The organism is Streptomyces sp. NPDC058239, from assembly GCF_042882185.1.
In the GTDB taxonomy this organism is placed as follows: Bacteria; Actinomycetota; Actinomycetes; order Streptomycetales; family Streptomycetaceae; genus Streptomyces.
Window position 1 is genome coordinate 34461 of record NZ_JBHVWS010000034.1, and the last position, 13210, is coordinate 47670.

The following is a 13210-nucleotide window of genomic DNA, read 5'->3' on the forward strand; positions in this document are numbered from 1 at the left end:
ATCTTGACTCTCCCGAAGGTGGAGTGCTAGGGCGCTACGCTGGGGGCAGTTCGGTCCGGCGCGGTGTGCTTGACACCAAAATCGAACATCCATTCTCATGGGATTCCGGCCGGGTTTTCCCGGGCCCGACCGTGGAGTTGTCCACAGGCCGGGAGGACGTCGAGGCCCATTGTCAGTGGCAGGGGTTAGCGTCTTTGACGTGAAGCGATCGACTCAAGCAAATCGGGTGGAACCCATGGCAGGAACCGACCGCGAGAAGGCGCTGGACGCCGCACTCGCACAGATTGAACGGCAATTCGGCAAGGGCGCGGTGATGCGCCTCGGTGAGCGGCCGAACGAGCCCATCGAGGTGATCCCCACCGGGTCGACTGCCCTCGACGTGGCCCTCGGCGTCGGCGGCCTGCCGCGCGGCCGTGTGGTGGAGGTGTACGGACCGGAGTCCTCCGGTAAGACGACGCTGACGCTGCACGCGGTGGCGAATGCGCAGAAGCTCGGCGGCTCGGTGGCTTTCATCGACGCGGAGCACGCCCTCGACCCCGAGTATGCGAAGAAGCTCGGCGTCGACATCGACAGCCTCATCCTGTCCCAGCCGGACAACGGTGAGCAGGCCCTCGAAATCGTGGACATGCTGGTCCGCTCCGGCGCCCTCGACCTGATCGTCATCGACTCCGTCGCGGCGCTCGTGCCGCGTGCGGAGATCGAGGGCGAGATGGGCGACTCGCACGTGGGTCTGCAGGCCCGACTGATGAGCCAGGCACTCCGCAAGATCACCAGCGCGCTCAACCAGTCCAAGACCACCGCGATCTTCATCAACCAGCTCCGCGAGAAGATCGGTGTGATGTTCGGCTCGCCGGAGACCACGACCGGTGGCCGGGCGCTCAAGTTCTACGCCTCCGTGCGCCTCGACATCCGCCGGATCGAGACGCTGAAGGACGGTACCGACGCCGTCGGTAACCGCACCCGCGTCAAGGTCGTGAAGAACAAGGTCGCGCCGCCCTTCAAGCAGGCCGAGTTCGACATCCTCTACGGCCAGGGCATCAGCCGCGAGGGCGGTCTGATCGACATGGGCGTGGAGCACGGCTTCGTCCGAAAGGCGGGCGCCTGGTACACGTACGAGGGCGACCAGCTCGGCCAGGGCAAGGAGAACGCCCGTAACTTCCTCAAGGACAACCCCGATCTCGCCAATGAGATCGAGAAGAAGATCCTTGAGAAGCTGGGCGTCGGTGTCAGGCCCGATGCCAACGCCGCTGAGCCCGGTGCGGATGCGGCGGGCGGCGCCGCGGCTTCGGCCGACAGCGCGAAGTCGGTGCCCGCTCCGGCCGGCAAGGCCAAGCCGGCCAAGACTGCGGCGGCCAAGAGCTAGACCGTGACGCGTCGTACGGAGTGGCCGGTCAGCGCCACTGACCATGGCGCCGGTCCCGGCCCCGAATTCGCCGCCGGACACACGGCCGAGTCCGAGGGCGCGTACGAGCCGGAGGCCGGCCACGGCACCGGCTCGGGCGCCGGATTCGGTGAGGGGGCGGGGCGTGGTGCCCGCTCCCGCTCCAGGAGCAGCGGCTCCCCTTCCTCGTCGAGGGCCGAGAAGGGGGAGCCGCGAGACCCGGTCGAGCAGGCGCGCAACATCTGTCTGCGGCTGCTCACCGGGACCCCGCGCACCCGAAAGCAGCTTGCGGATGCCCTGCGCAAGCGGGAGATCCCGGACGAGGCGGCCGAAGAAGTGCTGTCGCGCTTCGAGGATGTCGGGTTGATCGACGATGCCGCGTTCGCGGACGCCTGGGTGGAGTCCCGGCACCACGGCCGAGGGCTGGCCCGCCGCGCTCTCGTCCGTGAGCTGCGCACCAAGGGGGTGGATTCCGCCGTGATCGACGAGGCCGTCGGGCAGCTCGACTCCGAGCAGGAGGAGGCGACAGCCCGAGAGCTGGTCGCGCGCAAGCTGCGCTCCACTCGCGGCCTCGACCGCGACAAGCGGCTGCGCCGCCTAGCAGGCATGCTCGCCCGCAAGGGGTACGGGGAAGGTATGGCCCTGCGCGTGGTGCGGCAGGCGCTGGAAGCAGAGGGAGAGGACACGGAAGGCCTGGACGAGTCCTTCTGACCGGGCCCGTACTGGGGGGCGACTGTGGTGATTACTGCCCGGCGCGAGCGGCGCGGCCGATGGTGGCGTCGATCAGGGCGAGCGCATCTGCGGCGGTGCGGCCGGGGTGCCTGTTCCAGGGTCCGATCAGCCCGCTCCAGCCCTGGGAGCGGAGCTCGGCGACGAGCCAGGCGCCCGCCCGGTCCACGGTGTCGCGGGAGCCGTAGCCCAGGCGGTGTGCGGTGATGAGAGCGCCGCAGATGCAGCGCGCGCCGCGGGCGTTGCGCAACCGGTACGGGGTGTTCTGCCAGCCCCACTCGGTCAGGATCCGCCGTGCGTAGGCGAGATGAGTGGAGGGACGCACCTCGGGCTGACCGATGCGCCGCCAGGAGTGGAGCCGGTCGGGGAGGATCGCACCCAGGCGCCCGGGGAGGGGCCGTTCGCGCGGCGCCGTCGCCGGCAGGGCACGGACGGAGTCGGCGACGAGCTGGTCGACCGGTACGGACAGCAGGTCACGCCAGTCGGCCGGGTGGCCGACCGGCAGTTGTTCCGCGGTGCCGGTGGAGGAGGGGAGTACGGGTTCGGGGGTGGTGAGGTCCCAGCCGGAGACGATCTGTTGCCATGCCTCGGTGTCATGGAGGCGTGCGGCCTGAGCGTCGAGCTGGTCGGGGGTGAGGGTGGGGGTCGGCATGGGTGCGAGGTCTCCGTCACGTCGGTCCTTGGCGTTGAGGTGAATGTCTGTCGGGTACGGGGATTGCTCCACCGGAGCGTGGCGTCCGGGTGTGTCGGCGCGGAAACGGGGGACCGGCGAACGGCGTGCGGGGGGGTAGCCCCCGCACGAAGACGCAGGCGCGCTCCAGTGCCCGGACATCTGTGCACAGAGCACTCTGTGACGCATGGCAGAGAAGCCACCCATGGCAGCCGTGCACGACACGAACGCCGTGCACGCCACCGGCTACCACCCGCGTGCACTGGCCCTACGCGCCGGCCTTGCCCTCTTCGAGCAGCTCCGACGCGGAAGCGACCCGGCCCCGGACCCGACCTGGATCCCGGACCCGGCCGCGACCCCGGCGGACAACAACAGAAAAGAGACGGACGCACCATGATGCTGCGCTATGCCCTGCAGACGATCCGGGACCGTAAGGGAGGTTTCCTCGGTGCCTTCCTGGCCCTCATGTGTGCCGCCGCCCTCATCACCGCCTGCGGCACGCTGTTGGAGACCGGCCTGCGCGGAAGGATCACCACCGAACGCTATGCCGCCGCGCCGCTCGTGGTCTCCGCCGACCAGAACGTCCACCGCACCACCGTCAAGCACAAGGGCAACGGAAAGACCAAGGTCAAACACAAGGCGAAGCCGGTCGCCGAGCGCGCCTGGCTGCCCGCGGCCATCGCTGACCGGATCAGCAACCTGGAAGGCGTACGGAAGGTCGTTCCCGAGCTGACCTTCCTGGCCCAGCCCGTGACTCGGTCCGCGCCCCAGTCCGCTGCTCACCCTTCGTACGGGCACTCGTGGGCCTCCGCCCCACTCACCCCCTTCGCTCTCGTCTCAGGCCGCGCCCCCGCCTCCGAGGACGACGTGGTGATCGACCGCGGCCTCGCCGAACAGAAGGGTCTGAAGCCCGGGGACCGGCTCGTCGTCCAGTCCACCAGCACCCCCCGCCCGTACCGCATCAGTGGCATTGCGGCCCCGGCCGGCCGGGGCGATCTCCGGCAGCAGTCCTCGCTCTTCTTCTCCACCGCCGAGGCCGAGCGACTTGCCGCCCGCCCCGGCCGGATCAGCGCCCTCGGCGTGATGCCCGCGCCGGGCACCGACCTCAACCGGCTGAAGCAGCAGGTCGAACAGGCGCTCAAGGGCACCACCGCGCAGGTCGCCATCGGCGACGACCGCGGGCCCGTCGAGTTCCTGGACGCCGCGGGAGCCCGTATCAAGCTGGTGTCCATGGGCGGCGCCATGGGTGGTACGTCCCTCCTGGTCGCGATCCTCGTCGTCGTCGGCACCTTCGCGCTCTCCATCCAGCAGCGCCACCGCGAACTGGCCCTGCTCCGCGCCATCGCTGCCACCCCGCGTCAGGTCCGCCGCCTCCTCGGCCGTGAGGCCCTGGCCGTCGGATTCGTTTCCGGTGCCCTCGGAGCGCTCGCCGGACTGCCTCTCGCCGACTGGCTGCGCAGTCGATTCATCGACATGAATGTGATCCCGGCGACCCTGGAACACACCGCAGGTATCTTCCCGGCCTGCGCAGCCCTGGCCGTCACTCTCCTCGGCGCCTGGGCGGCGGCGAGGATCTCCGGCCGCCGTATCGCCGGTATCCGTCCCGCCGAGGCCATGGCCGAGTCCACGGTCGAGCGCGGCCCGGCCCGCGGCCGGATCATCGCGGGTCTCGTGCTGCTCGCGGGCGCCGCCGCTCTCATCGCCGTACTGAGCGTCCTGCGTACCGAGGCCGCCGCGACCCCTGTCACGTTCCTGGCCGTCGTCGTGTCGGCCACGGCCGTGTCACTGCTGGGCCCGTTCCTCGTACGACTGGCTTCTGTACTGCTCGCGGGACCACTTCGACTGGCAGGTTCCGGGGGACCGCTCGCGACCGCGAACATCCGCGGGAACTCCACCCGGATGGCCTCCGTCGTCACCCCGCTCACCCTGCTCATCGGGATGACCTGCACGGTTCTCTTCGTTCAGCCGACGCTCGGCGACGCCGCCCGTGCCCAGGCCCACGACGGCGTCCGCGCCACCTGGGTACTGGCCGCACAAGGGCCAGGTGTCCCGTCCGCAGCCGCCGAGACCATCCGTAGGATGCCGGGTGTCACGGCTGCCACCGAGGTCGTACGGACCACCGTGCGCGTCGGCCTCGACAAGTACCCGGCCCAGGGCGTCACCCAGGCCGGACTCGCCCGCACCTGGGACCCTGACGTGACGAGCGGATCGCTCACCGAGTTCACCACCGGCCCCGGCACCGTCGCGATCAGTGAACTTGCTGCCGACCGGCTCGGCCTCCACCCCGGCAGCAAGTTGAAACTCCACCTCGGCGACGGCACCCCCGCCACCCTCACCGTTGCCGCCGTCTACAGCCGGGGCCTGGGCTTCGGTGACCTGACCCTGCCCCATGAGCTGCTCGCCCGCCACATGGACAACCCTCTTGCCGCCACGGTCCTGGTCGCCGGGGACAGCGGCCGTGACGAACTTGCCGCCGCCCTCAAGCAGTTCCCCGGCGTCTCCGTACTCGCCCCGGCGACAGCCGACCGGCTCCAGGCGGACCGACAGCAGGAGAATGCGGCGGTCAACCATCTCGCCATGGGCCTGGTCCTGGCCTTCACCGCCATCGCGGTCGTCAACACCCTTGCCATGTCCGTGTCCGAGCGCATCAGGGAGTTCGCCATGCTCAGGCTGGCCGGCGCGACCCGGCGTCAGGTCCTCAGGATGCTCCGCATCGAGGCCCTGTCGGTCCTGCTGATCGCCGCTGCCCTCGGCAGCGGTATCGCACTGGCTGTACTGACCGCCTTCAGCATCGGCATGACCGGCAGTGCGGCGCCCGCGGTTCTGCCGCTGGTGTACGCGACAGTGGTGGGCGCCGCCGCGCTGCTGGCACTGACCGCCACGGCGCTGCCCGGCCGACTGGCGCTCAGGGCCCGCCCGGTGGAGGTAGCCACGTCAAGGCAGTGAACCTCCGACGGGATCCGGCGTCGGCGTCCTCCGGAGGGGACGCCCCGCCCGGCTCCGCGCCGACGCCGTCCTCCGCCGGGCGCTATCGTTCCTGCCCCGTCCCAGCGCCGTCCGTCAGGCCTCGACCGGGAGTCCTGCCGCACGCCACGCCTGGAACCCGCCGATGAGATCGGTCGCCCGGTGCAGCCCCAACTGCCGCAGGGACGCGACGGCGAGGCTCGACGCATAGCCCTCGTTGCAGACCACCACGATGTGGAGATCGTGGCTCACCGCCTCCGGGGCCCGATGGCTTCCCTGCGGGTCGAGCCGCCACTCCAGCTCGTTGCGCTCGACGACCAGCGCCCCCGGAATCAGTCCGTCCCGTTCCCGCAGCTCCGCATAGCGGATGTCCACGAGCAGCGCCCCGTCCGCAGCGGCGGCGACCGCCTCCTGCGGGCCGACCCGGACGAACCCGGCCCGGACCCGTTCCAGCAGTTCGTCGATCCCGACCGGTTCCGTACCACCCCGACGGCTGTCGCTCACTGCCAGTCCTCGGGCTGCTCGACCTGCTCGAGACGGAGCACCGCACCGGTACGGCTGTAGCGCCGGATCTGCGGCAGCGGTGGGAAGTACGCATGGACGGAGACGGCGTGCTGCGTGCCGGACTCGTTCAGCACCTCGTGGACGTGGTGGCGGCCGAATGCCCTGCCCTGGCCGGTGGCCAACTGCCGGGAACGGTCGATGCCCTCGGCGAGTTCGAGGGTCTTCCAGCCGTCGGTGGGCAGCCGGGCGGCGAGCGACAGCTCCTTGAGGGTGCCGACTGCGGTGGTGAAGGCGCCGATCGAGTCGGCGTGGTCGTGCCAGCCGGTGCCGGTACCCGGCGGCCAGCCGATCAGCCACGCCTCACTGCCGCCCGGCCCTTCCAGCTGGACCCAGGTGCGGCCCTCGGGATCGAGAGGGAGCGAGGCGACGATCTCGGCGTCGGCGGCGACACGGCGGACGAAATCGAGCAACTCCGCGGCCGAGGGACCGGCAGCACCGTCGGCGGTGGAGGAGGATATGCGTACAGAGTGTGACGAAGGGGCAGACACAGAGACCGTCCTGAGGGTTCGCAGGAATGCACGGCCGCACGACAGAGCGCACGGCGCGGCAGGGGAGACGATTCAGCAGGACGGGCGACACACGCAGCCCGCATAGCGGACGAGGTCCATATGGACCCTCCGCCACAGGCGCACATCGGTGTCGGTCACGATTCGGAGTACACCATGTGCGCCTGCGATGGTCAATTGATGTCCGCTGTCAGGTCGGAGCGTACGGAGGCGCGTGCCGCGCCGCCGCGCGTCGCGTCCGCCGCCGCGAAGAGCTCCCGGGGCCGTACCCCGCCGAACGATGCCACCAGGTGACCGTCCGGCCTGATCAGCAGCACGGTGTGCGCCGACGCCCCCGGATAGCTCTCGGTCACCAGCAACTCGCCCTTCACCGGCAGCGCGTCGACAGCCGCGACGAGGCGGGGCATGACGCCCGCGGTCATCCAGTGCCGCCGGTCCCACACCCCGGTTCCGGGAGCCACCAGGACCACCAGCAGATGCCCCTGCCCCAGCCGCTCGCGCAGCCGCACGGTCGTGCCGTCGGGTGCCGTCACCCGTACATCGGTGACCGGCGCACCCGGGGGCGTACCCACAGATGTGTGCGCCTCGGCGCGTGCGGGCGCAAGGGGCGAGTGCGAGTACGAGGGGGGCGCACCGAGGGGGCCGCACCCCAGATGTCCGTCGGTGAGCAGTGAATCGTGCCCCCGTGCGCTCCCCGGTACCAGGGTCCGCAGACCTCCGCCGCCGCGCAGTATCGGCAGCGACTGGTCCGCGGCGCGCAGCCGTGCGGCGACCGCGGCCCGGCGCTCCGCCTGGTAGCTGTCGAGCAGTACGTCGGAGGCGCCGTGATGCCAGGCCTGGGCCAGCTTCCAGGCCAGGTTCTCGGCATCCCGCAGCCCCTCGTCGAGCCCCTGGGTGCCCAGCGCGCCCAGCAGATGGGCAGCATCCCCGGCCAGGAAGGCCCGGTCGACCCGCCAGCGCAGGGCGAGTCGGTGGTGCAGCGTGTACACACCTGTGTCCAGCAGTTCGTACGGAGGTGTCTCGCCGCACCAGCCCGCCAGGGTGTCCCGGACCCGGGTGATCAGGGCGTCCGGGGTGACGAGCTCGCCACGCGGGGGAAGCAGCCAGTCCAGCCGCCAGGCGCCGTCCGGCAGTGGCCGCGCGGTCACCTCTGCGCCGCCGGTGCGCCATGGCGGCAGCCGGTGCAGCACGGCCTGCCCGGGCCAGGGAAGTTCGGTGCGCAGCGCGGCGACGGCATGCCGCTCCACCGCCGTACGCCCGGGGAAACGGATGTCGAGGAGCTTGCGTACGGTGGACCTGGCGCCGTCGCAGCCCACCAGATAACTTCCGCGCCACCAGGTCGAGTTCGGCTCCCTGGTGTGCACCGTGACCCCGGCCGGGTCCTGCTCCAGCGTGTCGATCCGGCCGTACGGAGCCACCTGCACCAGCTCCTGTGCGGCCACCGCGTCCCGCAGCCCACGAGTCAGGACGTGCTGCGGCAGATGGATGGGGGCCGGCAACGGCTCGCTGTCGGGGGAGTCCTCGCCGAGCGGCAGCTCACGCACCAGCTGCCTGCGCCGCATGGACCGCCAGCCGGACCACCGCATGCCCTCGTGCCGGAGCGCTTTGCAGCCGAGCCGCTCCACCAGGGCCGCTGTGTCCTCGCGAAGCACCACCGTACGGGCGGGACGCGTCTCGTCCTTGGCCGGATCCTCGTCGAGAAGGACGGAAGGGACGCCCTGTGCCGCGAGGGCGAGCGACAGCGCCAAGCCGACGGGCCCGGCGCCGACGACGATCACCGGGTCCACGACGTGGCTCCTCGAATGCGTGCCGGCAATGCAGGCGAAAGGCGCGAAACGGGTGTAGGGGGCGGAGGAGGTGTGGCGGCGGGGGCTCGGTGCGCGATCACAGAACGTATGCAACCTACTGCCGGTGCTTGCGTCAAGCGACACCGGAACGCGGCGAGGGGCGGTGGCAGATGTGCCACCGCCCCTCGGGGACGCATTTCGACGTGCCGTCAGACGGCGCGTCCGTCGTCGATGACGAGCGACGGCGTACCGATCGTCTCCTGACCGCCCCCGGGTCCGGCGCCGACCACGGCTCCAGATCCCTTCTTCATGCGCCGGAGCCACCGTTCCAGCCAGCTCGCGAACGACGTGAGTGCAAAGTTCACGACGATGTAGATCAACGCGACGATGGTGAAGCAGGCGATGGTGTTCGCGCCGTAGTTCGCGCTCATCGGGCGGACCGAAGCCAGCAGCTCGGGGAAGGTCAGCACGGCGCCGCCGAGCGCGGTGTCCTTCACGATCACGACGAGCTGGCTGACGATCGCGGGCAGCATGGCGGTCACCGCCTGCGGCAGCAGCACGAACACCATGACCTGGCCCTTGCGCATGCCGATCGCCTTGGCGGCGTCCGTCTGGCCCTGCGGCAGGGAGTGGATACCGGCCCGCACGATCTCGGCGAGCACCGAGGCGTTGTAGAGGACCAGACCCGTAACCACGGCGTACAGCGGACGCGACTCGGCGCTGATGTTCGTGTACTCGGAGTACGCCGCGTTCGCGGTGATCATCAGGATCAGCACCGGGATGGCGCGGAAGAATTCCACGACCGCACCGGCCGGCACCCGTACCCACCGATGGTCGGAGAGCCGTCCGATGCCGAACAATGCTCCGAGCGGCAGCGCGATGATCAGGGCGAAGAACGCGGCCTTGAGAGTGTTCTGGAGGCCCGGCCAGATGTACGTCTCCCAGGGCTGGGAGCTGGTGAAGAAGGGCTTCCACTTGATCCAGTCGAGCTGGTGCTTGGCCGCGAGGCTGTCGTACACCCACCAGACCACGGCCGCGGCACACAGCACGAACAGCACCGTGTACAGGATGTTGCGCTGCTTGGCGCGCGGTCCCTGGGCGTCGTAGAGGACGGAAGTCATCGCTTCACCGCCACCTTCTTGCTCACCCAGCCGAGGATCAGGCCGGTCGGGAGGGTCAGAACGATGAAGCCGAACGCGAAGACGGCGGAGATCAGGATCAGTTGTGCCTCTGCCTCGATCATGCCCTTCATCAGGTACGAGGCTTCGGCGACGCCGATCGCGGCGGCGACCGTGGTGTTCTTCGTCAGCGCGATCAGCACATTGGACAGCGGGTTGACGACCGCACGGAATGCCTGCGGGAGGACGATCAGCCGCAGCACCTGGGTGAAGCTCAGCCCAAGGGCACGTGCCGCCTCGGCCTGGCCCACGGGGACCGTGTTGATGCCCGAGCGCAGCGCCTCGCACACGAACGCGGAGGTGTAGGCGATCAGGGCGAGTACCGCGAGCCGGAAGTTGATGTCTTTGAAATCACTGGCACCGAGGCTGATGTTCAGGGTCTGGAAGAGCCCCAGTGACGAGAACACGATGATCACGGTCAGCGGAATGTTCCGGACCACGTTCACGTAGGAGGTGGCGAAGCCGCGCATCAGGGGGACCGGGCTGACCTTCATGCCGGCCAGCAGCGTTCCCCATATGAGGGAGCCGAGGGCGGAGTAGACGGTGAGCTGCACCGTCACCCAGAACGCCCCAAGCAGGTCGTAACCTTCAAGAAAGTCGAACACGATCTCCCGCGCTTCCGCGTGTAGGAGGGCACGGCGCGCCGCCGTTCACGGACGGCGCGCCGGGTCAGCCCTGCTTCACTTGACGATGTTGCCGATCTTCGGAGCCTGCTCGTTCTTGTAGTTCGCCGGACCGAAGTTGGCCTTCACGGCCTTCTCCCAGGAACCGTCCGAGACCATCTTGGTGAGCGCGTCGTTGATCTTCTTCTTGAGGTCGGCGTCGCCCTTCTTCAGACCGATGCCGTAGTTCTCGTTGCTCATCTTGAAGCCGGCCAGCTTGAACTTGCCCTGGAAGTTCTGCTGCGAGGCGAAACCGGCCAGGATGCTGTCATCGGTGGTCAGCGCGTCGACGGCCTTGTTCTCCAGACCGGACAGGCACTCCGAGTAACCGCCGTACTCCTGGAGCTGAGCCTTCGGCGCCAGCTTGTCATGGACGTTCTTCGCCGAGGTCGAGCCGGCGACCGAACACAGCTTCTTGTTGTTCAGATCGGCCGGGGACTTGATCGAGTCGTCGTCGGCGCGGACGAGGATGTCCTGGTGCGCCAGCAGGTACGGACCCGCGAAGTCGACCTTCTGCAGACGCTCGTCGTTGATCGAGTAGGAGGCGGCGATGAACTTCACGTCACCGCGCTCGATCGCCGTCTCGCGGTCGGCGCTCTTGGTCTCCTTGAAGTTGATGTCCTTGGCGTCGTAGCCGAGTTCCTTGGCGACGTACGTGGCGACATCGACGTCGAAGCCGGTGTACTTGCCGTCGGGCGTCTTCAGACCGATACCGGGCTGGTCGATCTTGATGCCGATCGTGATCTTCTTGCCGCCGCCCGAACCGTCCGAGCCGCCGTCCTTGTCGTCGGAACCACAGGCGGTGGCGGTCAGGGCGAGAGCGAGCACGGCGGCCGAGGCGGCGGTGACCTTACGAAGCTGCATGGTGAATTTCCCTAGAGTTGACGCGATGTGAGTGATCAGCCGGTGCGGGAACCGGTGGTGAAGGCTCCATCAGTGGTGAAGGATCTTCGACAGGAAGTCCTTGGCCCGGTCACTGCGCGGGTTGCTGAAGAACTGGTCGGGCGTGGCCTCTTCGACGATCTTTCCGTCCGCCATGAAGACGACGCGGTTCGCCGCCGAGCGTGCGAAGCCCATCTCATGGGTGACGACGACCATCGTCATGCCGTCCCGGGCGAGCTGCTGCATGACCTCCAGCACCTCGTTGATCATCTCCGGGTCGAGCGCGGAGGTCGGCTCGTCGAAGAGGATCACCTTGGGGTCCATCGCCAATGCCCGGGCGATCGCGACGCGTTGCTGCTGACCGCCGGAGAGCTGGGCGGGGTACTTGTCGGCCTGCGTCGCCACGCCCACCCGGTCCAGCAGCGAACGGGCCTTGTCCTCGGCAACCTTCTTGTCCGTCCTACGGACCTTGAGCTGGCCCAGCATCACGTTCTCGAGCACCGTCTTGTGCGCGAAGAGATTGAACGACTGGAAGACCATGCCGACATCGGCACGCAGCCTGGCCAGCTCCCTGCCCTCCTGGGGCAGCGGCTTGCCGTCGATCGATATGGCGCCCGAGTCGATCGTCTCCAAGCGGTTGATCGTGCGGCACAGCGTGGACTTCCCGGACCCGGAGGGCCCGATGACGACCACGACCTCGCCACGGGCGATGGTCAGGTCGATGTCCTGGAGCACATGCAGCGCGCCGAAGTGCTTGTTGACGTTGCTCAGTACGACAAGGTCGTTCGCCGCAGGTGCGGCGTCCTCGGCGCCCTTGGTCACTGAAACTCCGCTCATCGGCTTCTTGCTCCGTCCTCCTCGGTTGGGAAGGACCCTAGTGACGCAGTGCGACCAGCGTCATTACATCTGAGCGGAAATTGAGCATAACGATCCGGCGGCAACCGGACACTCCGCGTGAAGGGGACGACGTGCGCGGCGTCCGGGGCGTACCGGGTGCATAACAGATGGCTGGATGTGATGGGTGGGCCCTTGACTGACGTACCGGTCATCGGAGTGGATGCCCTGGTACGTCATGACGTGAAACACCTCGGTACGGGGAAGTGACGAGGGGCGTACAAAAAACCGCACCTACACGCACCGGTGCCGCACCTTGGGAAAACCGATACCGCACCTTCGGAAAGGGGGGTCATGAGACTGCTGCTCGTCGAGGACGACAACCACGTCGCGGCCGCCCTCTCCGCGATCCTCGCCCGGCACGGCTTCCAGGTCGTGCACGCGCGCAGCGGCGAGGAGGCACTGCAGGCGCTGCTGCCCGCGGACACGGAGCCCTTCGGTGTCGTGCTCCTCGACCTCGGTCTGCCCGACCAGGACGGCTACGAGGTGTGCGGGAAGATCCGCAAGCGCACCTCCACTCCGGTGATCATGGTTACGGCGCGCGCCGATGTCCGGTCGCGGATCCACGGCCTCAATCTCGGGGCCGACGACTACGTGGTCAAGCCGTACGACACCGGCGAGCTCCTCGCCCGTATCCACGCCGTCAGCCGGCGCAAATCGGCGGGTGAGGACACCGTGCCCACGCCCGTCGCCGCTCTGCGCCTCGGGCACGTCCACATCGAGCTGCCGACCCGCCGGGTCAGCGTCGACGGATCGGAAGTCCAGCTCACCCGCAAGGAGTTCGACCTGCTCGCGCTGCTCGCCCAGCGCCCCGGCGTGGTCTTCCGCCGGGAGCAGATCATCAGCGAGGTGTGGCGAACGAGCTGGGAGGGAACGGGGCGCACGCTAGAAGTGCACGTCGCGTCCCTGCGTTCCAAACTGCGACTGCCGGCACTGATCGAGACGGTGCGCGGGGTCGGCTACCGCCTCGTCGCCCCGTCCGCGTAGAGGCGT

The 13210-nt window shown here is 68.9% G+C and carries 14 protein-coding genes; 5 read left to right on the forward strand and 9 right to left on the reverse strand.

Translation table 11 applies throughout. From position 1 onward, the window contains the following. Positions 1 to 235: 235 nt before the first annotated feature. Together recA and recX are read left to right on the forward strand one after the other, a co-directional pair. Positions 236 to 1363: a recombinase RecA gene (gene recA, locus ACFVYE_RS29860; RefSeq protein ID WP_114247024.1), complete on the forward strand. Its 1128-nt coding sequence runs from the start codon at positions 236 to 238 to the stop codon at positions 1361 to 1363. Between the two features lie 3 nt (positions 1364 to 1366). Further along, complete coding sequence (recX, locus tag ACFVYE_RS29865; RefSeq protein WP_383970454.1) at positions 1367 to 2092, forward strand: recombination regulator RecX; 726 nt, start codon at positions 1367 to 1369, stop codon at positions 2090 to 2092. A 31-nt stretch (positions 2093 to 2123) separates the two neighbouring features. On the opposite strand, the gene ACFVYE_RS29870 is transcribed toward recX, so the two are convergent. Next, positions 2124 to 2762, reverse strand: a complete 639-nt coding sequence (locus tag ACFVYE_RS29870; RefSeq protein ID WP_389607724.1) for a hypothetical protein — start codon at positions 2760 to 2762, stop codon at positions 2124 to 2126. Positions 2763 to 2967: 205 nt separating this feature from the next. Between ACFVYE_RS29870 and ACFVYE_RS29875 the strand changes: the two genes are divergently transcribed. Together ACFVYE_RS29875 and ACFVYE_RS29880 are read left to right on the forward strand one after the other, a co-directional pair. Then, positions 2968 to 3177, forward strand: coding sequence for a hypothetical protein (locus ACFVYE_RS29875; protein WP_389607725.1), 210 nt, complete (start codon positions 2968 to 2970; stop codon positions 3175 to 3177). Beyond that, a complete protein-coding gene (locus tag ACFVYE_RS29880) occupies positions 3174 to 5726 on the forward strand; it encodes an FtsX-like permease family protein (RefSeq protein ID WP_389607726.1) in 2553 nt (850 codons plus the stop codon). Before ACFVYE_RS29875 ends, ACFVYE_RS29880 begins: the two co-directional genes overlap by 4 nt. Before the next feature lie 114 nt (positions 5727 to 5840). Here the strand turns inward: ACFVYE_RS29880 and ACFVYE_RS29885 are convergent, their stop codons facing one another. The 8 genes from ACFVYE_RS29885 to ACFVYE_RS29920 form a co-directional block, all read right to left on the reverse strand. Then, positions 5841 to 6248 carry a rhodanese-like domain-containing protein gene (locus tag ACFVYE_RS29885; RefSeq protein WP_383970464.1) on the reverse strand — a complete coding sequence of 136 codons (408 nt, stop codon included), beginning with the start codon at positions 6246 to 6248 and terminating at the stop codon, positions 5841 to 5843. Next, the gene (locus ACFVYE_RS29890) at positions 6245 to 6796 is read right to left on the reverse strand and encodes a cysteine dioxygenase (RefSeq protein ID WP_389607727.1); all 552 of its coding nucleotides are present in this window, start codon (positions 6794 to 6796) and stop codon (positions 6245 to 6247) included. Before ACFVYE_RS29890 ends, ACFVYE_RS29885 begins: the two co-directional genes overlap by 4 nt. A 72-nt stretch (positions 6797 to 6868) precedes the next feature. Then, positions 6869 to 6955: a putative leader peptide gene (locus tag ACFVYE_RS29895; RefSeq protein ID WP_311605579.1), complete on the reverse strand. Its 87-nt coding sequence runs from the start codon at positions 6953 to 6955 to the stop codon at positions 6869 to 6871. Between the two features lie 32 nt (positions 6956 to 6987). After that, the gene (locus ACFVYE_RS29900) at positions 6988 to 8601 is read right to left on the reverse strand and encodes an FAD-dependent monooxygenase (RefSeq protein ID WP_383970468.1); all 1614 of its coding nucleotides are present in this window, start codon (positions 8599 to 8601) and stop codon (positions 6988 to 6990) included. Positions 8602 to 8810: 209 nt separating this feature from the next. Next, positions 8811 to 9722 carry an amino acid ABC transporter permease gene (locus ACFVYE_RS29905; protein WP_383979833.1) on the reverse strand — a complete coding sequence of 304 codons (912 nt, stop codon included), beginning with the start codon at positions 9720 to 9722 and terminating at the stop codon, positions 8811 to 8813. Beyond that, entirely contained in the window at positions 9719 to 10384 is a 666-nt protein-coding gene (locus ACFVYE_RS29910) for an amino acid ABC transporter permease (RefSeq protein ID WP_389607728.1), read from the reverse strand. Before ACFVYE_RS29910 ends, ACFVYE_RS29905 begins: the two co-directional genes overlap by 4 nt. A 75-nt stretch (positions 10385 to 10459) precedes the next feature. Further along, positions 10460 to 11305: a glutamate ABC transporter substrate-binding protein gene (locus tag ACFVYE_RS29915; protein ID WP_383974072.1), complete on the reverse strand. Its 846-nt coding sequence runs from the start codon at positions 11303 to 11305 to the stop codon at positions 10460 to 10462. 69 nt (positions 11306 to 11374) lie between these two features. Then, positions 11375 to 12160, reverse strand: coding sequence for an amino acid ABC transporter ATP-binding protein (locus ACFVYE_RS29920; RefSeq protein ID WP_383974069.1), 786 nt, complete (start codon positions 12158 to 12160; stop codon positions 11375 to 11377). Positions 12161 to 12511: 351 nt separating this feature from the next. Between ACFVYE_RS29920 and ACFVYE_RS29925 the strand changes: the two genes are divergently transcribed. Further along, the gene (locus ACFVYE_RS29925; protein WP_189279749.1) at positions 12512 to 13204 is read left to right on the forward strand and encodes a response regulator transcription factor; all 693 of its coding nucleotides are present in this window, start codon (positions 12512 to 12514) and stop codon (positions 13202 to 13204) included. The last annotated feature ends 6 nt before the right edge of the window (positions 13205 to 13210 follow it).

Excerpts from the sequence above, each read along its gene's own strand:
- ACFVYE_RS29925 (WP_189279749.1), top strand. The coding sequence starts at position 12,512 with ATGAGACTGCTGCTCGTCGAGGACGACAACCACGTCGCGGCCGCCCTC.
- ACFVYE_RS29870 (WP_389607724.1), bottom strand. The coding sequence starts at position 2,762 with ATGCCGACCCCCACCCTCACCCCCGACCAGCTCGACGCTCAGGCCGCA.
- ACFVYE_RS29880 (WP_389607726.1), top strand. The coding sequence starts at position 3,174 with ATGATGCTGCGCTATGCCCTGCAGACGATCCGGGACCGTAAGGGAGGT.
- ACFVYE_RS29915 (WP_383974072.1), bottom strand. The coding sequence starts at position 11,305 with ATGCAGCTTCGTAAGGTCACCGCCGCCTCGGCCGCCGTGCTCGCTCTC.
- ACFVYE_RS29920 (WP_383974069.1), bottom strand. The coding sequence starts at position 12,160 with ATGAGCGGAGTTTCAGTGACCAAGGGCGCCGAGGACGCCGCACCTGCG.
- ACFVYE_RS29905 (WP_383979833.1), bottom strand. The coding sequence starts at position 9,722 with ATGACTTCCGTCCTCTACGACGCCCAGGGACCGCGCGCCAAGCAGCGC.
- recA (WP_114247024.1), top strand. The coding sequence starts at position 236 with ATGGCAGGAACCGACCGCGAGAAGGCGCTGGACGCCGCACTCGCACAG.
- ACFVYE_RS29875 (WP_389607725.1), top strand. The coding sequence starts at position 2,968 with ATGGCAGAGAAGCCACCCATGGCAGCCGTGCACGACACGAACGCCGTG.